The following is a 23,788-nucleotide window of genomic DNA, read 5'->3' as shown; positions in this document are numbered from 1 at the left end:
GACTGCCCCTAGGAAACGCAGCAGCCCTCCCCGGCAAGCGTCTGGAACGGGACTTGGCAAGGTGGTCTGGCCGACGGTGCATTGGCAGACGTAGGAGCATGGCCCAGCGTCGATCTTGGGGAGCGGCTCCACAGCGCACCTGACGTAGCGGATGAAGGGCTACTGGCGCATCTTCTCTCGCTTCGAAAAGCTCCATGTGATGTTCCTTGCCCTCATCGCTTCGCGCTGGTGATCGACTGGCTTCGTTTCTGTTGGCAGACCCTAGACCGCCTCGCCAGGACTCACCAGCACATGGTCGATCGTGCCGGTGAATGCGAACTCGCCAACGTAATCCTCATAGGCCGTCGCGGAACCCCACTGCCTTCCGATCTGGATACCGTCGTGAACGGCGGAGTATCCGATCGGCGCGGTACGAATCTCGACGGGTTCGCTCTGCGATTCTCCATTGACGAACAATTGGCCCGTGCCCATTCCAATGCCGGTAGCGACGAACTCAAAGCGCAGCTCGACCCTTCCCGGCAGAATGGGGGCGGAGCTAACCCTGTGGCAGTCTATTTTCAGGCGGTTGTGCACGTAATACGCCCTGCCGCTCTTCATAAAGAGGCTCCAGCCTCCGAGTTCGGATCCGAGCGCCACAATCACGCCCTCGGCGCCGCCGGCGGGCACCTCGATCCGTGCCGTGATGGTATGGGAGTGATTGAGCAAGCGCGGCATCGCGGTGATAGGAACCGGGCTGGATCCCGGGTAGTAGGCGTAGGCAGCTCGCCGTTCGGCCGCCACCGGCCGCGTGCGGTCCAGAGCCCGCTCGCGAAAGCGGTCGTCCAAGGGCAGGACATTGTGCTTACGGGCCTCTTCCCACCACAGATCGATCAATGCCTTGAGCTTCTCGGGATGCTCCCGCGACAAGTCATTGGCCTGCGTATAGTCGTCGTCCTGATGGTACAGCTCCCACTGATCCTCTTCCCAGTCCGTGCCAGGTTTGTGCCAAGTAACCGCCATCCAGCCGTCCGACCAGAGGGCCCGGCAGCCGAGCATCTCGTAGTACTGGACATGTTTGCGGGTGCGCGCCTCGGCGTCCTGAAATGTATAGGCCAGGCTGATGCCTTCAAGCGGCTTTTGCTCGTTGCCATTGATGACCCTCGGTACCGACACCCCAGCCATCTCTAGCAGCGTCGGATACAGGTCGGTGATGTGGTGGTACTGGGTCCGGATTCCACTGGCATGCGCCACCCCGCTAGGCAGGTGCACCACCAGCGGATCGGTGTTACCGCCCCGGTGGGTGTCGCGCTTCCATCGTCGGAATGGCGCATTGCCCGCCATTCCCCACCCCGCTGGATAGTGCGTGTCGGTATGCTTGCTGCCGATCCGGTCAATGTCCTTGATCATCTCCTGGACATTCATGGGTAACAGGTTACGGAATCGCTCGGTATTCGTCGTCCCATGCTCCTGGCCCTCCTGGCTTGCGCCGTTGTCGGAGAGCACCAGGATCAGCGTGTTGTCGAACTGTCCCAGGCGTTGCAGCGTAGCGACGAGGCGCCCGATCTGCGCGTCGGTATGGTCGACGAAGCCGGCGAACGCCTCTTGCATGCGCGCGTACAGGCGCCTGGCGTCCGCATCGAGCGAGCCCCAGCCGGCAATGCCAGGGTTCCTGGGCGGCAGCTTGGAGTTCCTGGGAATGATGCCGAGCACCTTTTGGCGCTCGAAGGTCTCCGTGCGCACTTGATCCCAACCCTGGTCGAACTTACCCTTATATTTCTCGATATAGGACTGAGGCACATGGAATGGCGCATGGGGAGCGCCAAAGGCCAGATACAGGAAGAACGGCCGGCCGGTGGCAACCTGCTGCGGGTCCTGGATCATCGCGATAGCCTGGTCGACCAGATCTTCGCTGAGGTGGTAGTCGGCCCGCTCTGGGGTGGGAATGCGATGGTTGTCGCAAGTCAGCATGGGATGCCAGTGATCCGTCTCCCCTGGCAGGAAACCATAGAAGCGTTCGAAGCCCATGCCGAGCGGCCAGCGACTGAACGGGCCAGCCGCTGTCACCTCGGTAGGCGGCGTGAGGTGCCACTTTCCCACCGCAAAAGTAGAATAGCCCGACTGCTTCAGCACTTCCGCGACGGTCGAAGCGCTGCGTGGCATATAGGCGTTGGAGCCCGGGAAGCCGGTCGATAGTTCGCTGATGACAGCGAATCCAACCGAGTGGTGGTTACGGCCGGTCAGCAGTGCGGCCCGCGAGGGCGAACACAGGCTGGTAGTGTGGAAATTGGTATAGCGCAAACCATTTGTGGCCAGCTTACCGATACAAGGCGCCTCGATAGGCCCGCCATAACAGGACAGATGGCCGAAGCCCAGGTCGTCGAGCAGGACCACCACGATATTCGGAGCATCCTTTGGTGGCCTGACCGGGCTCGGCCATTCGGCCTTCGATTCCTTGTACGTGTTGCCTATGACGCCACCGAACGGCGCATCGGCCGGCGGAAGAATGTCCTCATGCGGGTGCGGAACGAGCGCGCCCTGATTCTCGGTTCTTGGGGTTGCCATGGTCGCCTGCAGAAGTGAAGTAATCGATGAGCCAAGGCACTCGGGAGCGACGGCGCCAATCCGCAATCGATCTCGGAGCACCTCGTATTTGAGTTAAGTCTGGACTCTCATCCTTGGTCTATTTCTTGAACAAAGGAAATGCTTCCCGCCAATCTCACCGCGCTGGAGTGCGGTATCGAAAAAATGCCGCCAGAAAAATCACTCTGCCACCATCCCCAACTTTTTAATCAACGCACGTTGCTCAGTCAGTTCCTGCTGGATGTCCTGGGCAAATTCGGCCGGCGTGCGCCTGTCTGCATTGCGACTGCCGGACTTTTCGATCACTTCCTTCATTTCAGGCGTGTTGATCGCGGCCATGACGGCGTCAGCCAACCTGGCCACCAAGGCGTCTGATGCCTTGGAGGTAATCAGAAGACCGCCCCATGGTTCAGCCAGAATGCCGCTCCCTGGTTCAGCGCGGTAGCCAGGTACCCCGGCTTCGGCCACCGTGGGCACGTCGGGGTAGTAGGGGGTGCGGCTGGTCCCGGTAAAGGACAGCGCGCGCAGCTTGCCGGATTTGATGAGCTCTGCCGCCGCCGCTGGCGTGGCAAACTGGAAATCGATTTCGCCCCCTGCAAGTGCAAAAATGCCATCGATGGCACCCTTGAATGGCACGTGGGTTGCCTTGACGCCTGGAACAGCGCCTTCCAGCAATTCATACATCAGATGGGTTGGAGAGGCCGCTCCCCCAGAGCCAAAATTGAGCTTGCCCGGCTTGGCTTTCATGGCCTCGATCAGATCACGCTGCGTCTTGTAGGGCGAGTCGGCGCGTACCATCAGCAGATGAGGTGCGACCGAGAGCTTGGCCACCGGCTTGAACTCTTTCAACAGATCGATCTTGGCGCCCATCACTTGCGCCGTGACCATGCCGCTATGGGCATACAGCAATACTGAACCATTGCCTGCAGCAGGCGCTGCCGCTCTGATCCCAATGACGCCGGACGCGCCAGGTTTGTTTTCCACGATCACCGTGGTTGCCAGACCCTTGGCGAGCTGCTCGCCAAGCCTGCGCACCGTGACATCCACCGCACCACCTGCCGGAAAAGGCACGACAATCTTGATGGCGGGTGGTAAGGGGGAACTTTCTGCCCACGACAAGGGGCTGAGCAGCAAGGCTGCAGCGGCCACGATGCAGTGTCGACGATTGAATCGTTGCATGTCTGTCTCCTGGAAATGTCGCTTCTGTTCTGATTGGGCCCTGATTGCCGCCGCGAATCAGCGCTGGATCCCAAAGCCCTCCCCGAGGGCCTGTTGGGCCAGGTCCTCGCGCTGGTTCATGACGCTGCCGGGTGCCTGCGGGCCAGGCGTCACGGTGACGCTGTGTATGACGCCGGGGTAGGCAAACGTGCCGCGTTCTGCAAACCGGGACGACACGCGCTGGCGTCGATCCAGGCCCACATCCATGCCTTCGCAGTGGATGCTCATGACCGTAGGGGCAATGTCGGTCCACGGCTGCGTTGTGCCGCCGTCCAGCGCCAAACGAGCCCGGCCTTGGCGTTGCCCCAGGGCTTCAAATTCCAGGCGCAGGCATTGCGCGCCGGGCGTCAGCGGCAACAGAGGCAAGTCAAGCGGATTCATCCAGCGGTGGTAGACGAAGAGTGCCGACCCGCCGGTGACATACAAGGCCAGACCCGTAAAGGCTTCACCGAGGGCCCAGATCACGCCTTCCTGGCCAGCCTGCCAGTCGAATCGCGCAGTGATGCTGAAATTGCGGTCGGTAATCAGAGGCGAGACGACCACACGGCTGATGGTCTGGGTGCCGGGGTAAAACACACGCTCGGTGTTCACGCTTTCCATCAAATGCGGCGGCAGCGTGATGGCGCGTTCCAGTGCGCGCGCGTCAAGCGGGTAAACGTTGTTGCTCCAAGCCTCGGCATCAAATGCCACCTCGAGTTCCTTCACCTTGTCAGGGAACTCGGCGGCCAGGTCATGGCATTCAGTCGGGTCGTTGGCCAGATTGAACAGCATCCAGTTGTCCAATGTGCTGATCTTGCCGCCGCGAGTCTGCAGCGAGACAATTTTCCAGTCGCCCAGGATGTAAGCCCGGTTGGCTTCCAGCTCGTAATGCTGGCTGCTGCGAGCCGCGGGCGCTTTCGCGTCGCTCAGCACGGACTTGAAGCTCTTGCCATCGGCTTGGCGCGCGGTCAGGTCACCAATGTGATCGGGGCGCGTGAGGCCGATCACGTCCATCAGCGTCGGGGTGATGTCGGTCACATGGACCCACTGCTTGCGCACTGCGCCTTTTTCCGCGATGCCTTTGGGCCAATGCATGATGAAAGGCACGCGGATGCCGCCCATCATGGGCGTACGCTTGAAATAATAGAAAGGCGTATTGGACACCTGGGCCCAGCCCGTGGGGTAGGCTGGCATGGATTCCGGTCCGCCCACCACGCCCTTTTTCATGGCTGCATACGATTCGCCGTGCTGGGTGGGCTGGCCTTCGCGTGAACGCATGAAGTTCGGGGTGCCCTCGAGCCCGCCAACCGCTGAAGCGCCGTTGTCAGAGCTGAACACGATCAGGGTGTTGCCGAGCTGGCCCGAGGCTTCCAGAAAGTCGAGAACGCGGCCGACGTTCTGGTCAATATTGTCCACCAGAGCCGCGTACAGCTCCATGTAATGCGCAAAGAGCTCGCGCCGCTCATCGTCGAGGCTGTCCCAGGCTGGCACGCCCGGCGGCATCGGCGCCAGGGGGTGGGGGCGGTCAAACAGGCCAAGCTCGGTCTGACGTGCCGCACGCGCGGTTCGCAGGCGGTCCCAGCCTTCGGCATAGCGCCCTTTGTAGCGCGCCATGTCGCCGGATTTGGCCTGAATCGGCATATGCGGCGCATTGAAGGCCATGTACATGAAGAAGGGCTTGTGCGGCTCGCTGCTTACGTGCGACTTCATGTACACCAGAGCGCGGTCGGTCCAGGCGTCGGTGGCAAAGTAATCGTCGGAGTAGCTGTCGATGTCGGCAAGCTGGTTGCCTTCATAGATGCGGTCTGGCGAGAAGTAGTTGGTCTCTGCGTCCAGAAAGCCGTAAAAGCGCTCGAAGCCGCGCTGCAGTGGCCAAGAGCTGCGGTCTGCCGCATCGTGAACGTGGTGGCCCCAGGTGTTGTGCCACTTGCCTACCATCATGGTCGAATAGCCCTGGACCTTGAGCATTTCGGCCAAGGTGGGGGCGTCCTGAGAGATTTCGCTGTTGTAGCCTGGGTAGCCAGGGTTGGCGTGCGCGATCCAGCCGCAGCCCACCGCATGGGGGTTCTTGCCGGTGAGCAGGGCCGCGCGCGCCGGGGAGCACATTGGCACGGTGGTGTAGTTGGTGAAGCGCAGGCCACCTTCGGCCAGCCTGTCGATATTGGGCGTGGCAATCTCGCTGCCAAAGCAACCCAGGTCGGAGAAACCCAGGTCGTCGCAATACAGGATCAGGATATTTGGCGCGCCCGCCGGTGGCTTCACCGGGGCTGGCCACCAAGGTTGCGACTCCGAGATCAATCGCCCTATCTTGCCTTGGAATGCACTGGCTGGATTGCCATCACGCCATGCTGAATCTTGACTCATTGCGGATCGTCCTCAGTGAAGAAGTTCAATGAAACAATCCTAGCCATCCGATGCCCAGAGCAATGTCAAAGAATGGACATTTGAAACAAGGCGAGACGCCGCATGGGCGTTGCCTGCGCACTCAGGCGTCCTCAATGGCGTTCATTACACGTTGCAGACAGGAAAGATCGCGCACGACGATACGCCCATAGGCAAGGCTGATCGCGCCATCTTGCTCAAGCTTGTGCAGCAATTGGTGGGTACGCTGACGGGAAAGGCTGAGCATGGAAGCCAAGGTCGCTTGACCCAGCCGTAGCTCGACCGGTGTCGTCCGGCCGGCAGGGAGGGACGGAATAGTTTCCAGCCGCTGTACATAGAGGTACAAGAGCCGCGCCATGCGCGCAATGGCGGGCGCCATGCTGCGGTACTCGAGGTTGTCTGTCATCCACCGCATCCGCTGGCACATGACCGCGATGACCGCATCCTTGAGCTCAGGGTGCTCGTCGGCCGTCCTGAGCCATTGGTCATATGGCACGACAAGTGCTGCGGCAGGTTCATGGGCGACAAGACTGGTCGTATCGGGCGTCTGGGTATAGCACGGCACAAAGCCGTAGCCATCGCCTGGTCCCATGAACGACAGGATGAACTCCCGCCCAGAGGCACTCACGCCCGTCACGGCCGCCTTGCCTTCCAGCCAGATAACGATGCCGCGCGGGATTTCTCCTTGGCGTATCAGCACGGAGCCCGGTGCAAGGCGCACCTGATGGCGGCCGCGCGCAATCAGTGCGCGCGCGGTCTCAATGGATATCGGCGCGGGCCACTTGGGGCGCATGACGGCGAGCAGCGCCTTTTCGTCCCACTGTGTCATCTGTGCTCCCATTTGATCACTTCGGCTGAACTTGCCAGCCACTTGCCTGCGCTATCCCTCTGGCTGGATTTCCCGCGAAATTGCTCTGATTGACAACTGTATGTCTTTTTAATTGTTGGGCCCCTTTAGACTTTTTTTCACCTATGGGTGGCACGCGGGCCTCCGATTCTTGCATGGGGCAAGCTAAACCGTTCCGGCTATATGCCGCGCGTTTCCACGGTAGCGGTGACCCATTCGCGGACGCACATAGCTTCCGCTATCCATATCGCCTGAATTGGCAACTACTTGTCTTTTGGATCGCCCGGAACTCATTAACCTCTTTCACCTATGGATACCTTGCAGACCTTCGACTTCATCGTGGTCGGTGCCGGCTCAGGCGGTGCCGCCGTGGCTGCGCGCCTGTCCGAGAGCGGCCGCTACACCGTGTTGCTGCTTGAGCCCGGGGGCAAGACCGACACCTTCAACCACCGGCTGCCGTTGGGGGTAGCAAACCTGGTGCGCGACGAACGCTGGGCGTGGCGCTTCGTCAGTGGGCCGGAGCCTGCGCTGGGCGGGCATGGCGTCTACTCCCCGCGTGGCCTGGGGCTTGGCGGCAGCAGCGCGATCAACGGGATGATCTGGGCCTTCGGCGATGCCAAGGCATGGGACGAATGGCGCGACCTGGGCCACGAGGGTTGGGGCTGGTCGGATGTGCAGCCGTTCTTCAAGAAGCTGGAGAACTATCCCCAAGGTGATGCGGCAACGCGCGGCCATACCGGACCGATGCACATCACCCGGCATCGCCCCGAGCCTCTGGGCCAGGCATTCCTGGACAGTTGCGCCTCGCTCGGCCTGCCTCCCGCCAAGGACTACAACAGCGGCAGCGTCGAAGGTTGGACCTGGCTGCAGACCAATACCCGCAACGGCTGGCGTTGCTCCACCTATGACGCCTACCTGAAGCCGGCGGCCGGGCGCCGGAATCTACAAATTGAAACGGGCGCGTACGCGGATACCTTGGTGTTTGAGGGGACGCGGGTCGTGGGCGTGGAATTCGTGCGCCGCGATGGGGATCGCCCTGCGGCACGCACTCGGGTGCGGGCTGCGCATGAGGTCATCCTGTGCGCGGGCGGTTACCACACGCCGGCCTTGCTGGAGCGCTCAGGGATCGGGCAGGCGGAAGTGCTGCAAGGCCTGGGCATCCCCGTGGGCCTTGGCAATCCGCACGTGGGCAGCCATTTGCTGGACCATATGCGCACCTGCGTGAGCTTCCGCACCCGTGGCGCGTTGACCATCAACGACATCGCCCACAGCCTGCCATCCAAACTGCGTGGGGGAGCACAGTGGTTTTTCACGCGGCACGGCTGGCTGCGCACGGCAACCATGAATACGCAATTGGTTACGCGGTCCAGCCCCGATGCGCCTCGCGCCGACCTGAAGCTCCAGCTCAACGGCATTCACAACGATTTTTCGCAGTGGGGCCAGCTAGGGTATCCGGTCCCACGCGAAAGCGGATTGTCGCTGTTGAACTGGCCGGTCTACCCGCGTTCGCGCGGCCACAGCCACATTGCCGGCAGGCAGCCCTGGGACCATCCACGGATCCTCACCAACTTCCTGGCCGATGCCTACGATCAGGCCGTGACGATAGCAGGGCTCAGGCTGGCGCGCATAGTGGCAGCGCAGCCCGCATTTCAACGCTACATCGTCGATGAGACGTTCCCCGGCGTTGACGTGCGGTCGGACGATGAGTTGCTGGCCTACGCTAAGGGTACCGGGCTCACCGTCTATCACCCTGTAGGCACCTGTCGCATGGGGGCGCCGCAGGACAGCGTGGTCGACGCGCAATTGCGCGTGCATGGCTTGGCCGGACTGCGCATCGCGGATGCATCGATCATGCCCACCCTGCCTTCCTCAAACACTAACGCGCCATCGATCATGATCGGTGAGCGTGCCGCCGACTGGGCTCTGCGCGCCGCCGAACACATGCGTTGACTTACCCGATATCAGGAGACAGCCCTCTATGACACCCCTTCCCGCCGTGCTCACCGCCCGCCCGCAGCACTACATTGACGGTACCTGGGCCGCTTCGCCAGGCCAAGACCGCCTGGATCTGGTGAATCCGTACAGCGAAAAGCCGTTCGGCAGCGTAGCCTTGGGCACAGCAGCCGATGTCGATGCCGCCGTACAGGCGGCCCGGACCGCTTTTCCTGCATGGAGCACGCTCCCGCGCGAGGAGCGCGCAGCCTGGATAGGCCGGCTCGTGGCGGCGCTTCAGCCGAGGCTGGAACCCATCGCCCAGCTCGAAACGACCGAGATGGGTAGCCCCATCGGCTTCTCCCGCCGGGCCCAGGCCCAGTTGCCCCTGATGGTGCTTGCGTCATATGCCGGATTCCTCAAGGAGGAACCCCGTGACGAGCTGATCGGCAACTCCCGGGTGGTGCGCGAGCCCATCGGGGTCGTCGCTGCGATTACCGCTTGGAACTATCCGCTGCTGCTGCTGCTGGGCAAGGTCGCGCCCGCCATTGCTGCGGGATGCACGGTTGTCGCCAAGCCCAGCGAGATCGCGCCGCTGACCGCAATGGTGGTTGCAGATGCCTTGGCGGAGATCGGCTTCCCCAAGGGCGTGATCAATATCGTCAACGGTATCGGCCCCGTGGTCGGCGAAGCCCTGGTGGCGCACCCGGGCGTGGGCATGGTGTCCTACACCGGCTCCACGGCAACGGGGCGGCGCCTGATGGCCACGGCGGCACCGACCGTCAAGAAACTCGCGCTGGAGCTGGGCGGCAAGTCGGCGACCGTGATCCTGGACGATGCGCCGCTGGAAGCAGCCGTGCGCGGCGGCGTGCAGGGCTGCTTCCTCAATGCTGGGCAAACCTGTATCGCCTTGTCGCGCATGATCGTGCCGGCCCACCTGCACGCCAAGGCACTGGAGATCGCCGCAGACGAGGCGAGGAAATTCGTGCCTGGCGACCCGATGGACGAAGCCACCACGCTTGGGCCCCTGGCCTTCGCCAGGCACCGCGAGCGGGTGCAGGAGTACATCCGCATTGGACAGGCCGAGGGCGCGCGTCTGGTCACCGGTGGTGCCGAGCCACCCCGTGGCGCGGAGCAGGGCTACTTCGTGCAGCCTACCGTGTTCGGGGAAGTGCTGCCGGGCATGCGCATCGCGCAGGAGGAGATCTTCGGGCCGGTGCTTAGCATTCTGCCGAGCAAGAACGAGGCCGATGCCGTGGCCATTGCCAACGGCACGATCTACGGCCTGAACGGCGCGGTGTGGTCAGCCGATAGCGCGCATGCCGTGCGCGTCGGCCGCCAGTTGCAATGCGGCAAGGTTGACATCAATGGCGGTGGCTTCAACCTGAATGCGCCGGCCGGTGGCTTCAAGCAGTCGGGCATTGGACGCGAGCGTGGGCGCTACGCAATGGAGGAGTTCCTTCAGGTTAAGTCGCTGCAGTTCAACGACGACGAGCTGGCCCGGGCGTCTTGTCCGGAATAGGCAAGTTGGCAGGCATGCCCGCTATGGGCCGCGATGTGCGTTTGAGTGACCCGGCCTGAGGCTTGGAGGCCGCGACCTCGGTTTTTCATTACGAAGACCCGGAGCAGGTATTCCGCTCCGGACACAAGGAGCAGACACCAAGCCAAGCAGCCTACACGACAAGAAAAGGAGACAGCATGCCAGTAGTCGATAAGCCTAGTCGCCGCGATGTGCAAATCACACTGAATAGTAACTTTCGGCCTGGAAGGGCGTGGTCTATAGCCGCGCTGTTGTCCCTTTTCATGCTGATCAATTTTGTGGACAAGATCGCCATAGGATTGGTCGCCGTTCCGCTGATGGACGAATTCAAACTCACACCTAGCCAATATGGTGTGGTTGCCAGCAGTTTCTTTTGGCTATTTTCGATTTCGTGCGTGGCTGGCGGTTTCTTGGCCAACCGGTTCAAAGCCAAGTGGCTTCTTCTGGGGATGGCCGCCATTTGGGCTTTGGCTCAGGTGCCAATTATATTTGCCCAGTCGATGGCGGCGATCATCCTGGCTCGGGTGATTCTTGGAATTGGCGAGGGGCCGGCTTCGCCCATCGCAGTGCATGCGAGCTTCAAATGGTTTCCCAACGAAAAGCGCAATCTGCCGGTGACGGTGATTTTGACAGGAGCCACTGTCGGCTTGTTGATCGCTGGAGTCACGATTCCCCAGATCACCGCACGTTGGGGATGGCGAACGAATTTCGAGATCCTTGCAGTGATTGGCGTTGTCTGGTCGTTGCTTTGGTGGGTGTCGGGTGCGGAGGGAACCATCGAGGACCAAGCCGTGGCAAGCAAAAGCGCAGCAGTTCAGGAGCCTGCCATCCCTTATCGGCGACTGCTGTCTGACCCTACCATTTGGAGCGCCATGGTGCTGCACTTTGTCGCCTATTGGGCCTTGGCATTGTCATTGACCTGGCTGCCCGCCTATATCCAGAAAGGTCTGGGGTTTGACGCGATCAGCTCCGGGCGCCTGTTCGGATTGGTCGTGGCCACTACCGTACCGATCAATCTGTTCGCTTCATGGTGGTCACAACGGCTTTTGGCCAAAGGCAAGACCTCCCGCGTTAGCCGCGCTATTTTGTCCAGCCTGGCCATGGCTCTGGCAGGTGTCCTGCTGCTGATTGGTTTCACGCTGGTAGATCTCAGCCCCATGCAAAAGGTCATTTTGCTTGGGATTGCCTTGGGCCTGCCTCCCATTATCTATTCCTTGGCGCCTGGAATGATCGCTGAGGTCGTGCCACCGTCTCAGCGTGGGGCCATGCTGGCGATTGACAATGCGATAGCGACGTTGGCTGCGATTATTGCGCCAATCGTAACCGGTTGGCTGATTCAGTTTGCCTCTGGAGATTCTCCGGCACGGGGGTATGAACAAGGGTTTGTGGTGAATGGCACCCTGCTTCTGATGGGTGCCTTGGTTGGTCTGATTTGGACAAATCCCGAGGAATCGGTGGCCAAGCTGGTTGAACAAGGAATGAAGCCGGTCAGCTGCCTTTAAGCAGACGCAGGAGGCGTTAATGGAATGGACGCCCCGGCTGGTTGCCTGCCGGGACAGGCTCGGCCTGGCCACGCTGGTATCGCGCCAGGCTTGATCGATAACGGGCGGATTGTCGGCCCTCTGACCGGCTTTTACCTCGCGCTGAACACCTGCAAAGAAGGCCACCACGTCGATCTCAGGGATGCCACTGATTGAGTGAAGGTGTTGGCGTTTGGGCACGAAGCTGACGTACTGCTGGACAGCCTGCATCCCGGCGCGCTCGAACGCTACGGATTGGGGGCCGACGACCACATCGTGCAGGCGGCCACCGGCATGACCATGCTCACGGGCTGCGGGAGCGCCCCACCGATCAGGACCGGCCTTCCCACCGTCGATGCATCGACGGGCATGCACCCCGCTCAACATCCGGGCTTCCTTGCGCGAGCGCGATGCCACCGGACGCAGACGCTTCATCGACATGGCCATGATATTCAGAGTTACGCCGGTCATCTTTTGCGCCAGCCTTGCCTGATGCTCTCGATTTTCCTCTTTATAGCCCCCGATATGGCGTTGTTGCATTACAGGGACTTTCCGTCAATGCAAGCGCTGATCAGTCACTTTTGACTGATCTGTCTGCCAAGACGATCCAGGCGCGTGAAACGAGGAGCCGACTGCACATCTACAGACGGGGTTAGGCACGAGGTGTGCCCCCTCAGAAACAGACCGCGCAGCATGGCTCCATTCAAATCTCGTGACGTCTTGCGACTCACAATGCAACAACGCCGTTCGAAGCCAGGCTGATGGCTGCGTAAACAGCATCAGGCCACGCACAAAATTGATCCTTTGCCATCGATCCGACACCGGCGAGGTGCGTGGCAGGCACCGATTCACCAAAGAAAAAGCCGTGCAGTACACGGCTTTTGTCGTTTGAGCGCTGAGCCTTATTCCACGCGCGTCACCGCCTGGGGCTTGAAGCCCAGGTCTGCGGCCTTGCCCTTGCGGCCGCGGTTGCCGCGGGCATTGTTGAGGCTGCGGATCTCCAGCGTCTCGGTACGTGCCTTGCCGCCACGCCCAACGCCATCCAGCCGGATGCTGCGCGTATAGGCGGCCGCGCCGGCCAGCTGGTCCTTGTCTTCCAGGCTGATCAGCATCAGGCCGCGCCCGCCCTTGGGCATGGCCTTGAGCTCGGCGATCTCGAAGGTCAGAATGCGCCCGCCCACCGAGGCACAGATCACATGGCTGGCGGGGTTGAGCAGACCGGCCCCCTGCTCGCCGCCTTCCACATATTCGGCACGCGCATTCATGGGCACGCCATGCACCACCGAAGGTGCGCACAGGGTCTCGCCCTCGCCCAGCGTGACAAAGGCCTTGCCGGCCTTCTGGCGCGAGACCATATCGCCCACAGTCGCCGTGAAGCCATAGGCACCCGAGCCCGAGAGCAGCAGTTGCGTGCTTTCGCTGCCGGCAAAGTAGTACAGCAGCTGGGTACCGGCTTCGAGCTCGATCATCGTCGTCACGGGCTGTCCGTCGCCGCGTCCGCCCGGCAGGGCCGACACCGGCACCGAATAGACCCGGCCATTGCTGCCAAAGGCCAGCAACTGATCGACGGTGCGGCACTCAAACGTGCCATAGAGACTATCGCCTGCCTTGAAGCTCAGCGTGCCCGCATCCACGCCATGGCCTTGACGCGTGCGCACCCAGCCCTTTTCGGAAATGATCACGGTCGTGGGTTCATCCACCACCTTGACCTCGGCCACCACCTTTTTCTCCTCGTGGATCAGCGTGCGACGGGCATCGCCAAAGGTCTTGGCATCGGCTTCGATTTCCTTGCAGATCAGGCGGCGCATGGTCGCCTCGCTGCCCAGGATGTCCTCAAGCTTGCCCTGCTCGCTGCGCAGCTCCTTGAGCTCCTGCTCGATCTTGATGGCTTCCAGGCGCGCCAGCTGACGCAGACGGATTTCAAGAATGTCCTCGGCCTGACGCTCGGAGAGATTGAAGGCATCGATCAGGGCCTGCTTGGGTTCATCGCTGGCGCGGATGATGGCAATGACCTTGTCGATATTGAGCAGCACGGCCTGGCGGCCTTCGAGAATGTGGATGCGATCGAGCACCTTTTCCAGCCGGTGCCGGCTGCGTCGCGTCACGGTCTGGAAGCGGAAGGCAATCCATTCCTCCAGCATCTGGCGCAGCGACTTCTGCACCGGGCGGCCGTCGAGGCCGATGCTGGTCAGATTGATCGAGCTCGAAGACTCCAGGCTGGTGTGGGCCAGCAGCGCCGTGATCAGCTCCGACTGCGGAATCTTGCCGGTCTTGGGTTCGAACACGATGCGTACCGGAGCATCCTTGCTCGATTCGTCACGCACGCAGTCCAGCACGGCCAGCATGCTGGCCTTGAGCTGGGTCTGCTCCTGGCTCAGCGCCTTCTTGCCGGTCTTGACCTTGGGATTGGTGATGTCCTCGATCTCTTCGAGCACCTTCTGGGCCGACACGCCGGGCGGCAGCTCGGTCACCACCAGCTGCCACTGGCCGCGTGCCAGCTCTTCGATCTTCCAGCGCGCACGCACCTTGAGACTGCCGCGGCCCGTGCGGTAGGCATCGGCAATATCGCTGCTCGATGAAATGATCTGGCCTCCGCCCGGATAGTCGGGGCCGGGAATCAGCGCCAGCAGCTCTTCCTCGGGCAGCTGAGGCTTCTTGATCAGGGCCACGCAGGCTGCCGCCACCTCGGGCAGATTGTGGCTGGGGATTTCCGTTGCCAGGCCCACGGCAATGCCGCTGGCGCCATTGAGCAGCGAGAACGGCAGGCGGGCCGGAAGCTGCTTGGGCTCCTGGGTGCTGCCGTCGTAGTTGGGCACGAAGTCCACCGTGCCCATATCGATTTCGTCGAGCAGCAGGCCGGTGATCTTGGAAAGACGTGCCTCGGTGTAACGCATGGCCGCTGCACCATCGCCGTCGCGGCTGCCGAAGTTGCCCTGCCCGTCGACCAGCGGGTAGCGCTGATTGAAGTCCTGCGCCATGCGCACCAGTGCGTCATAGGCCGACTGGTCGCCGTGCGGGTGAAAGCGGCCCAGCACGTCGCCGACGACACGGGCGCTCTTGACCGGCTTGGCCGCCGTATTGCCGTTCGGGCCGCTATAGCCCAGGCCCATGCGGTCCATGGCATAGAGAATGCGGCGCTGCACGGGCTTGAGGCCATCGCTGACATCCGGCAGGGCACGACCCTTGACCACCGATAAAGCGTATTCGAGATAGGCGCGCTGTGCGTATTGACCCAGGTCCAGTGCATCGCCAGCGGCTTGTTGAGACAAATCCAGTGTGGTTTGATCGCTCATGAATTCTTTGTGATTTTCCAAATTGCGCCGATCCGGCGACTCAAGGTATTTGCGCGTCCGCAGCCGCAGAGGCTGCGCCCGGCAGAGTCATGCGTATGCGGGAGCCGCCGCGGCCAGCCGGGCCGGCCGCAGCCAGCCGCCCGCTCAGGGGCCGCGCTGCCTGCAGCTGCTCGTAGATGCCGGTGACGGCCTTGACGTAATTCATTGTTTCTTTGTAGGGCGGAATGGCCTTGCCGAATTTCTGCACCGCACCTTCGCCCGCGTTATAGGCGGCCAGCACCAGATCGAGCCGTCCCGGGAACAAGTCCATCAGATAGCTCAGGTAACGCGCGCCGGCAGGCACGTTCACGGCCGGGTCGGCCAGTTGCTGCTGCATGCTGCGCTTTTTGCTGGCCGATACGCCAAAGCGCTCGGCCGTGGCCGGCATCAGCTGCATCAGGCCGACAGCGCCCTTGGGCGAAACGGCCTGGGCATCGAAGCCGGACTCCACGGCGATCACGGCCTTGATCAGGTCGTAGTCCACGCCGGTTCTCTCGGCCGCCTTCTGCAGATGCGGCCTCACGCTCTTGTAGCGCGGCGAGACCTCGAAAAAGCTCTGCATGCGCGTGCGGGCGTTGAGCCCCTCGGACGCCGAATCCGGCTTCAGCTGCAGGCCCGGCTGGCTGCTGTCGTAGAGCTCGCCCTTGAAGAACAGCTTGTAGCGCTCATCCAGCGCCTCGGCAGCAAAGTGCGTGACGCCGAATTCGTCGACATAGGCCCAGAGATCGGCATGCGCCGCCGGTGCCAGGGCCAGCCAGCCCGAGCCCGCCAGCAAGGCAGAGGCCACCACACGTCGCAAACGCACAGACGCGAACCCGCCGCGCGCAGGCCGCTGGCTGGGTGAGGCATCGAACATGGGCTTGTGCATGGCTGGCTCCATCGACCGCTGGTGAGCGCTAGTGCAGGCGTTGGCAACGCCCCCGCCTAGATATCGACCTCCACGGCATCGCCATGCAGCTCCATCAGCTCGCGACGGGCGGCGGCTTCGCCCTTGCCCATGAGCTTGGTGACCACGGCCTCCGACTGTGCAAAGTCCAGATTCATGAACTGCACCGGCAGCAGACGACGCGTATCGGGGTTCAGCGTGGTTTCCCACAGCTGTTCGGCATTCATCTCGCCCAGGCCCTTGAAACGGCTGACCTGGCATTTCTCGCGCGGCACGCCGTCCTTGGCGCATTTCTCGATGATGGCATCGAGCTCGCCCGCATCGAGCGCATAGACCTTGATGGCCGGCTTCTTGCCGCGCGCAGGCACGTCCACACGGAACAGCGGCGGCAGCGCCACATGGATGTGACCGGCTTCGATGAGCTTGGGGAAATGCTTGAAGAACAGCGTCAGCAGCAGCACCTGGATATGCGAGCCGTCCACGTCCGCATCCGAGAGAATGCAGATCTTGCCGTAGCGCAGGCCGGACAGATCGGGCTCGTCATTGGGGCCATGCGGATCCACGCCGATCGCCACCGAGATATCGTGGATTTCGTTGTTGGCGAACAGCCGGTCGCGGTCCACCTCCCAGGTGTTGAGCACCTTGCCGCGTAGCGGCAGGATGGCCTGGGTTTCCTTGTCGCGGCCCATCTTGGCGCTGCCGCCGGCAGAGTCGCCCTCGACCAGAAACACTTCGTTGACGGCTATGTCCTTGCTCTCGCAATCGGTCAGCTTGCCTGGCAGCACGGCCACGCCGCTGCCCTTGCGCTTTTCAACCTTCTGGCCGGCCTTCTGGCGGGTCTGAGCGGCCTTGATGGCGATCTCGGCCAGCTTCTTGCCCCAGTCCACATGCTCGTTGAGCCACAGCTCCAGCGCCGGGCGCACAAAGCCCGAGACCAGGCGCACGGCATCGCGCGAGTTCAGGCGCTCCTTGATCTGGCCCTGGAACTGCGGATCGAGCACCTTGGCGTTAAGCACATAGCTGGCGCGCGCAAACACGTCGTCGGGCATGAGCTTCACTCCCTTGGGCAGCAGCGAGTGCATGTCGATGAAGGCCTTGACGGCCTGGAACAGGCCGTCGCGCAGGCCGCTGTCATGCGTGCCGCCCGCCGTGGTGGGAATCAGGTTGACATAGCTTTCGCGCAGCGGCGCGCCGTCTTCGGTGAAGGCCACGCACCAGGCCGCGCCCTCGCCTTCGGCAAAGCTGTCGTTGTTCTTGTCGGCAAAGCCCTCGCCCTCGAACAGGGGAATGACGGGCTCGCCATGCAGGCTCTGCGCCAGATAGTCGCGCAGGCCGCCCTTGAACTGCCAGCTCTGGGTATCACGCGACTTTTCGTTGATCAGCGAAACGGCGACGCCGGGCATGAGCACGGCCTTGCTGCGCAGCAGATGCACCAGCTCGCCCATGGGCAGGGCCGAGGACTCGAAGTATTTGGCATCGGGCCAGGCACGTACCGTCGTGCCCTGCTTGCGCTCGCCGGCCTGCAGAGGGCGCACCTTGAGCGGCTCGATCACGTCGCCGCCCGAGAACACCAGCGTGGCCACCTGGCCGTCGCGGTGCACCTGCACCTCCAGGCGCGTGGCCAGCGCATTCGTCACCGACACGCCCACGCCGTGCAGACCGCCCGAGAAGCTGTAGGCGCCGCCATTGCCCTTGTCGAACTTGCCGCCCGCGTGCAAACGCGTGAACACCAGCTCCACCACGGGGGCCTTCTCCTCGGGGTGCAGACCGAAGGGAATGCCGCGCCCGTCGTCCTCCACACTGTAGGAGCCGTCGGCATGCATGGTGAACTTGATTTTCTTGCCATAGCCGGCAAGCGCCTCGTCGGCTGCGTTGTCGATCACCTCCTGCAGGATGTGCAGGGGGTTGTCGGTGCGCGTATACATGCCGGGACGCTGTTTGACAGGCTCCAGACCCTTGAGAACGCGGATCGAGCCTTCGGAATATTCGTTGGACGGTTTGACTGCCATGGGGGCGGATTGTAGTAGCCTCTCCGGATGAGAGCTGGATAAATTCACAGTTGTTTACTCCCAATACTCTTGCACAAAGCCCGAACATCTGTCTTGGCAACGTGTTTTTACCGGGTCTTTATCGCTGCGGATACTCTTAAAACAATAGCATTTACCGCATGTCACTCATGCGTTATGGATAGTTTCAAATCCATATCTATTGCATGGATTGCGCAAGGCGCTCACTTTTTATTTTTTCTGCCCGGCTCCAGCTCCCGCGCCGCAGCTTGCCGGTCACGCATTCTGGCAGGCCAGCCTGCCACGCATGTGACGGCCTGTGCAGGCGCAAAACAGCTTGTTTCGTTAAAGTGGCAAGTTGACCGCTCCCCAGGCCTTTTTTCGCACACACGGCATGACTACAAAGACAACTCAAGCCCCCATGTCCATGGCGCAGATTCTTCTGTGCGGTGGCGCCATCGTCACGCTCTCCATGGGCATACGCCACGGCTTCGGCCTCTGGCTGCAGCCCATCACCCAGGAGATGGGCTGGACGCGCGAGAACTTTTCCCTGGCCATTGCCGTGCAGAACCTGTCCTGGGGCATCCTGGGCATCTTCGTCGGCATGCTGGCCGACCGCATCGGCGCCTTCAAGGTGCTGATCGGCGGCTCCATCCTCTATGCGCTGGGCCTGGCCGGCATGGCGCTGTCTCCCGATGCCACCGTGTTTTTGCTGACCGCCGGCGTGCTGATCGGCGCGGCCCAGGCCGGCACCACCTATGCCGTGATCTACGGCGTGCTGGGCCGGCAGATTCCTGTGGCGCGGCGCAGCTGGGCCATGGGCGTGGCCGCTGCGGCAGGCTCGTTCGGCCAGTTCTTCATGGTGCCCGTGGAGGGCAAGCTGATCGCGCAGTTCGGCTGGTCCAATGCCTTGCTGATACTGGCGCTGTTCGCGCTGCTGATCGCCGCCCTGGCCTTTGGCCTGCGGGAGCCGGGCTTTGGCGGCAGCACGCCCATCAAGCGCGAGCAGACCGTGGGCCAGGCGCTCAGGGAAGCCTGGACCTACCCCAGCTTTCTGCTGCTGATGGCGGGCTATTTTGTCTGCGGCTTCCAGGTCATGTTCATCGGAGTGCACATGCCCAGCTATCTGAAGGACTTCGGCATGGCGCCCCATGTGGCCAGCTATTCGCTGGCCCTGGTCGGCCTGTTCAATATCTTCGGCACCTATCTGGCCGGCAATCTGGGCCAGAAGCTGCCCAAGCGCTATCTGCTGTCGGGCATCTACGGCCTGCGCTCGGTGGCCACCGTGGCCTTTTTGCTGGCCCCGCTGTCGCCCTGGTCGGTCTATGCCTTCTGCGCCGCCATGGGCTTTCTGTGGCTGTCCACCGTGCCGCTGACCAATGCCACCATCGCCCAGATCTTCGGCGTGCAGCATCTGTCCATGCTGGGCGGCTTTGTCTTCTTCAGCCACCAGATCGGCAGCTTCCTGGGCGTATGGCTGGGCGGCTATCTCTACGATATCAACGGCAACTACGATATGGTCTGGTATATCTCGATTGCCCTGGGCATTTTTGCCGCCATCGTCAACCTGCCCGTGCGCGAGGCAGCCATTGTGCGCGGCACGCCCAGCGCCGCCTGATTCCGGAGACACCACATGCAGCTCAAACTCTGGCAACGCATCTCCATCTGGTGTGCCGTGCTCGTGCTGCTGCTGGCGGTGTTTGCCCTGTATCTGCAACCGGAATTCATGCTCACACTGGCAGACCAGGTCTGGGCCTGCTTCTGAGCTCATGGGCAAGCCGCCCGGGCGGCATGGCCGGGAGAGAGCATGACCCGCATCATCATCACCGGAGCCTCGGACGGCATAGGCGCCGAAATGGCCCTCCAGCTGGCACAAACCCATCAGAGCCGGCTGCAGCTGACGCTGGCCGCGCGCAACGCCGGCAACCTGCAAGCCGTGGCAGAGCAATGCCGGGCCCTGGGGGCGCAGGTGCAGGAAGTTCCCACCGATGTGAGCGAAGAGGCCCAGTGCCGTGCCCTGATCGACGCCGCCGTGCAGCAGTTTGGCGGGCTGGACGCCCTGATCAACAACGCCGGGGTCTCGGCCCATGCGCTGTTCGAACAGGTCAGCGCGCAAGACCTGGGCTGGTATGAGAGGCTGATGCGCATCAACCTCTGGGGCAGCGTCTGGTGCACCCATGCGGCGCTGCCGCACCTCAAGGCCAGCCACGGCTCCATCGTCGCCGTGTCTTCGCTGGCCGGGCTGATCGGCGTACCGGGCCGCACGGCCTATAGCGCCAGCAAGTTCGCCATGGCCGGCTTCTTCGAAGCCCTGCGCATCGAACTCAAGCCCGCCGGCGTGAGCGTGACCACCGCCTACCCCGGCGTGGTGGATACGCGCATCCGCTACCACGGCTACAACGCCAGAGGCGAGGCCGCAGGCGTCAGCGGCCTCAGGGAAGACGGCGCGATGACGGTGGCCGAATGCGCGCGCCTCATACTGGACGGCATGAGACGCCGCCAGCGCGAGGTGGTGATGACCGGCAAGGGCAAGCTGGGTCGCTTCATCAAGCTGATCGCCCCGGGCATGGTGGAAGACATGGCCCTGGCCGCGCTCAAGGACGATGTGAAGCCGCACTGAGCCGACGCGAGCTGCTGCCGACGCAGCGACGCACAGGACATGCAAGGATTGGGCTGCGGGCACTGCTATAGTTTTCGCAAGATGACAAGCAACTCCCTGCCTCCCACCCCCGCCACCATTGCGGCGATTTCCGCCGGCCACTGCGCGCAGGCGCCCTCCGCCTGGATTGCCCGCTTTGCCCATCTGGTACGCCCGCAGGGCTCGGTGCTGGACCTGGCCTGCGGCATGGGTCGCCATACGCGTTTCTTCTCGGCCTTGAACCACACTCTGACCAGCGTGGACAAGGCACCGGAGGCGACCCGGTCCGTGGCGGATATCGCCGAGACGATTACCGCCGATATCGAAAACAACGCCTGGCCTCTGACGGGCCGCAGCTTTGACGGCGTGGTCATCACCAACTATCTGTGGCGTCCGCTGTGGCCGCTGATTCTGGACAGCGTCAAGCCCGGCGGCGTGCTGCTCTACGAAACCTTTGCCCAGGGCAACGAGGCCTATGGCAAGCCCTCGCGCCCGGACTTCCTGCTGGCTCCCGGCGAGCTGCTGCAGGTCTGCGCCGGCTGGAACGTCGTCGCCTACGAACACGGCCTGCTTGAGCAGCCCACGCGCGTGGTGCAGCGCATTGCCGCCATCCGGCCCGATGACGCGGCCGCAACTGCCGCACCAGCAGCACTGCTGCAAGCCTGACGCCCTCCTTCTGCATCCACCTGCACCCGACTGCCATGCCCGCCTACGCCCTGCTGCTTGCCCACGACGAGCACCCCAGTCCTGATACAGAGTGGCCCGCAGAACCCGGCGGCAGTTGCGACGGCTGGGCCGAATGGTTCAGCAGCACGCCGCTGCTGTTCAGCGTGCTGCTGGGCGATGCACGGCATCTGCCCGAACTGGTCCCCTGCAGCGCCTACCAGGACAAGCAAAGCCTCGCGGCCCTGGCCGCGCCCATGGAACAGGTTCAGGCCCGCTGGCAATGGCTCAGGGGCGTGATGGAACCACTGCCGGCACACTGGCCAGGCTCTGTCAGCAGGCAATGGCAGGAGATTGACCGTGTCATCCGCACCAGCGCGCGCCAGTGGCTGCTGCTGGACTGCGCGACGCTATGTCCGCATGACTTTGACGAAGCGGAGTTCACGACCTTTTTGCAGGCCCAGCGCGAGCTATGCCGGCAATGGAGCTGCAGCGGCGCCGAGCTGCCCGAATCCCTGCAGGCCTTGAAGCGGGCGCCGCAATCCCATCTGGGATGGTGGAGCGGCTCGGTCATTGCCCGCACCAAGGTCATCGAGCAGCAAAGCGAAGAAGACTGGCCCTCCTGGCTGGCCGATCACTACGAACTGCGCCACCATGGCGCCTGGGACGAAGCGACCGAAAGCTATTACGTCATGCCCAGGCTGCACCCGCGCACAGGCCTGAAGCCGCAAAACGAGGCCGAGCGCGACCACTGGCCTGTGGGCATGGTCACGCCCTATGGCCGCTGGCTGCAGCGCCCCGTGGAAGGCGCGAGCATGACTTTTGTCTCCGGCGAGCATCTGAGCGTGCACTATCCCGAGACCACGCCGGGCGAAGGCGCAAGGTCCGGCATCAAGGATTTGAACGGCATCTGGCTGGTATCGCCCTCTGCGGGCTATCGCGACGCCTATGCCGTCACGCCCCAGGTGATGGCCTGCCGATCACCGGGGCAGGAAAACATGCAGGACCTGCGCAGCCTGCCCGGCCTCGCGCTGCTGCACGAAGGACTCGGCAGCATCGACTACAACAAGGAACAGGACGAATTCATCCGTGCCGAAAAAGGCCCGTACAGCAACTCGTGCCAGTTGCTGCTCAAGCCCGACGGCCACCCACTGTTTGATGCGGGCCGCTATGAGCACATCAACGACTTCAGCACCAAGACAGACCTGGCCGTCGCCTGCGTCCGGGAACCCTTTGTCAACGAGCAGGGCGAGCAGGAGTTGCGCATTCTCGAAGGCGTGATTGACATCCGCGGCCAGGAAATCATCCCCTGCCGGTTCAAGACCATAGAGCGCGGCTTCAGCAGCTCGCCCCCCAAGATATTTCCCGGCCGCAAGCTTCTGGCCATCACCGAAAAAGGCGAGCCACGCATCTTCGGCACCAAAGGCAAGCTGCTGGCCGCCCCTGATATCTGGTGCCCGCCGCTGAACTGCAGCCCGAAGAAAAATGAACTGCTCGCCTTTATGGGCGAGGGAGCTGAGGCCGAGCTGGTCCTGTTCTCCATCCGGGATTTCAGCATCACCCGCACCGGGGAAACCTGGGAGGACTACCGCAATGCGCTGCGCGGCATGTTCAAGGGCCTGGGGGGCGACGCCCCCGAAGCCACGACCATGACCCGCGCAGAACTGATGGAAGCCGAAGATCCGGCCTGGATGCAGGACATATCGCGCATTCTTTGCCTGAACGACGAAAGCCGGGCTGCAGACCTGCTGCAGCAATGGCGCGACTGCGTGGCGGCACCTGATCCTGACGACATGGGCCGGGACGAAGATGACGAGAGTGACCCCGATGTCATGCATCTGCCCGCTGGTGAAAACGCGCTGACCCTGTACTGGGTGCATCTGCTGGCCGTTGCCGGTCAGTTCGCCCGCTTTGACTGGAAGGATGCCGACGGCATTGCAAACACGCACTGGCTGCCCGGCACCGATGACTGGCAATGGGACACGCCCGCTGACGGTGTTGAATCGGGCCTGGAGAACATGGCCGAACATCTGGCCGGCCGCCAGCTGGCCCTGATCAAGCTGGCCACCGATGACGACAGCCTGCGCGTGACCGTGGTGCGCGCGGCCGATGCCGAGGACTTCATGGAGCGGCTGGCGCAGGCCCATATCAGCGCCTGGAAGTACAGCGCGAACTGATGGCAGCACCGTGCCACGGCAGTGCTTGCCGGCCTGGTCCGAGGGCGAAAGCAAAGCCTGCGGCAGTATCTTCAGCAACGGCAAAGCCGTGCAAAGGCCTTCATGCTGT

Annotated in this window: 16 protein-coding genes and 1 pseudogene; 10 read left to right on the top strand and 7 right to left on the bottom strand. The window is 62.7% G+C overall.

All coding sequences use genetic code 11. The annotated features are described in order from the left end of the window. Positions 1-148 precede the first annotated feature (148 nt). A pseudogene (locus NOX35_RS28755) lies at positions 149-246 on the top strand (IS5/IS1182 family transposase); the annotation flags it as partial. Between the two features lie 15 nt (positions 247-261). Here the strand turns inward: NOX35_RS28755 and NOX35_RS06775 are convergent. The 4 genes from NOX35_RS06775 to NOX35_RS06760 form a co-directional block, all read right to left on the bottom strand. Then, positions 262-2,541, bottom strand: coding sequence for an arylsulfatase (locus NOX35_RS06775; protein WP_256496194.1), 2,280 nt, complete (start codon positions 2,539-2,541; stop codon positions 262-264). Between the two features lie 198 nt (positions 2,542-2,739). Further along, positions 2,740-3,708: a tripartite tricarboxylate transporter substrate binding protein gene (locus NOX35_RS06770; RefSeq protein ID WP_256496193.1), complete on the bottom strand. Its 969-nt coding sequence runs from the start codon at positions 3,706-3,708 to the stop codon at positions 2,740-2,742. Positions 3,709-3,795: 87 nt separating this feature from the next. After that, on the bottom strand, positions 3,796-6,120 hold the full coding sequence (locus NOX35_RS06765; RefSeq protein WP_182286110.1) for an arylsulfatase: 2,325 nt from the start codon (positions 6,118-6,120) through the stop codon (positions 3,796-3,798). Positions 6,121-6,241: 121 nt separating this feature from the next. Continuing rightward, on the bottom strand, positions 6,242-6,967 hold the full coding sequence (locus NOX35_RS06760) for a Crp/Fnr family transcriptional regulator (RefSeq protein ID WP_182286109.1): 726 nt from the start codon (positions 6,965-6,967) through the stop codon (positions 6,242-6,244). Between the two features lie 327 nt (positions 6,968-7,294). Here NOX35_RS06760 and NOX35_RS06755 point away from each other — a divergent pair, with 327 nt between their 5' ends. The 4 genes from NOX35_RS06755 to NOX35_RS06740 all read left to right on the top strand — a co-directional run bounded on the left by NOX35_RS06755 (position 7,295) and on the right by NOX35_RS06740 (position 12,562). Next, positions 7,295-8,935, top strand: a complete 1,641-nt coding sequence (locus NOX35_RS06755) for a GMC family oxidoreductase (protein ID WP_182286108.1) — start codon at positions 7,295-7,297, stop codon at positions 8,933-8,935. Between the two features lie 28 nt (positions 8,936-8,963). Next, positions 8,964-10,439 (top strand): aldehyde dehydrogenase family protein, encoded by a 1,476-nt coding sequence (locus NOX35_RS06750; RefSeq protein WP_182286107.1) that lies wholly within the window; start codon positions 8,964-8,966, stop codon positions 10,437-10,439. Positions 10,440-10,615: 176 nt separating this feature from the next. Beyond that, positions 10,616-11,959, top strand: coding sequence for an MFS transporter (locus tag NOX35_RS06745; protein ID WP_182286106.1), 1,344 nt, complete (start codon positions 10,616-10,618; stop codon positions 11,957-11,959). A 195-nt stretch (positions 11,960-12,154) separates the two neighbouring features. Then, positions 12,155-12,562, top strand: coding sequence for a CoA transferase (locus NOX35_RS06740; protein WP_256496192.1), 408 nt, complete (start codon positions 12,155-12,157; stop codon positions 12,560-12,562). Between the two features lie 317 nt (positions 12,563-12,879). Here NOX35_RS06740 and parC read toward each other — a convergent pair whose 3' ends face one another. The 3 genes from parC to NOX35_RS06725 are packed head-to-tail and all read right to left on the bottom strand — an operon-like array spanning position 12,880 to position 18,204. Further along, positions 12,880-15,270 (bottom strand): DNA topoisomerase IV subunit A, encoded by a 2,391-nt coding sequence (gene parC, locus NOX35_RS06735; protein WP_182286104.1) that lies wholly within the window; start codon positions 15,268-15,270, stop codon positions 12,880-12,882. A gap of 40 nt (positions 15,271-15,310) precedes the next feature. Then, the gene (locus tag NOX35_RS06730; protein ID WP_256496191.1) at positions 15,311-16,177 is read right to left on the bottom strand and encodes a lytic transglycosylase domain-containing protein; all 867 of its coding nucleotides are present in this window, start codon (positions 16,175-16,177) and stop codon (positions 15,311-15,313) included. A 56-nt stretch (positions 16,178-16,233) separates the two neighbouring features. Next, positions 16,234-18,204 carry a DNA topoisomerase IV subunit B gene (locus NOX35_RS06725; RefSeq protein WP_003064589.1) on the bottom strand — a complete coding sequence of 657 codons (1,971 nt, stop codon included), beginning with the start codon at positions 18,202-18,204 and terminating at the stop codon, positions 16,234-16,236. Between the two features lie 418 nt (positions 18,205-18,622). Here NOX35_RS06725 and NOX35_RS06720 point away from each other — a divergent pair, with 418 nt between their 5' ends. Genes NOX35_RS06720 through NOX35_RS06700 form a run of 5 tightly spaced genes read left to right on the top strand, consistent with a single transcriptional unit; the run spans position 18,623 to position 23,679 of the window. Next, a complete protein-coding gene (locus tag NOX35_RS06720; protein ID WP_256496891.1) occupies positions 18,623-19,819 on the top strand; it encodes an MFS transporter in 1,197 nt (398 codons plus the stop codon). A 15-nt stretch (positions 19,820-19,834) separates the two neighbouring features. Continuing rightward, positions 19,835-19,966 carry a hypothetical protein gene (locus tag NOX35_RS06715; protein ID WP_003057673.1) on the top strand — a complete coding sequence of 44 codons (132 nt, stop codon included), beginning with the start codon at positions 19,835-19,837 and terminating at the stop codon, positions 19,964-19,966. Positions 19,967-20,008: 42 nt separating this feature from the next. After that, the gene (locus tag NOX35_RS06710; RefSeq protein ID WP_256496188.1) at positions 20,009-20,821 is read left to right on the top strand and encodes an SDR family oxidoreductase; all 813 of its coding nucleotides are present in this window, start codon (positions 20,009-20,011) and stop codon (positions 20,819-20,821) included. Between the two features lie 39 nt (positions 20,822-20,860). Then, a complete protein-coding gene (locus NOX35_RS06705) occupies positions 20,861-21,505 on the top strand; it encodes a bifunctional 2-polyprenyl-6-hydroxyphenol methylase/3-demethylubiquinol 3-O-methyltransferase UbiG (RefSeq protein ID WP_182286101.1) in 645 nt (214 codons plus the stop codon). Positions 21,506-21,540: 35 nt separating this feature from the next. Continuing rightward, entirely contained in the window at positions 21,541-23,679 is a 2,139-nt protein-coding gene (locus NOX35_RS06700) for a hypothetical protein (RefSeq protein ID WP_256496186.1), read from the top strand. Positions 23,680-23,788 lie beyond the last annotated feature (109 nt).

It is taken from the genome of Comamonas sp. C11 (assembly GCF_024496285.1).
Taxonomy (GTDB): domain Bacteria; phylum Pseudomonadota; class Gammaproteobacteria; order Burkholderiales; family Burkholderiaceae_C; genus Comamonas; species Comamonas testosteroni_F.
The sequence above is the reverse complement of the archived record's forward strand: the minus strand, read 5'-3'. Positions and strand labels throughout refer to the sequence as shown.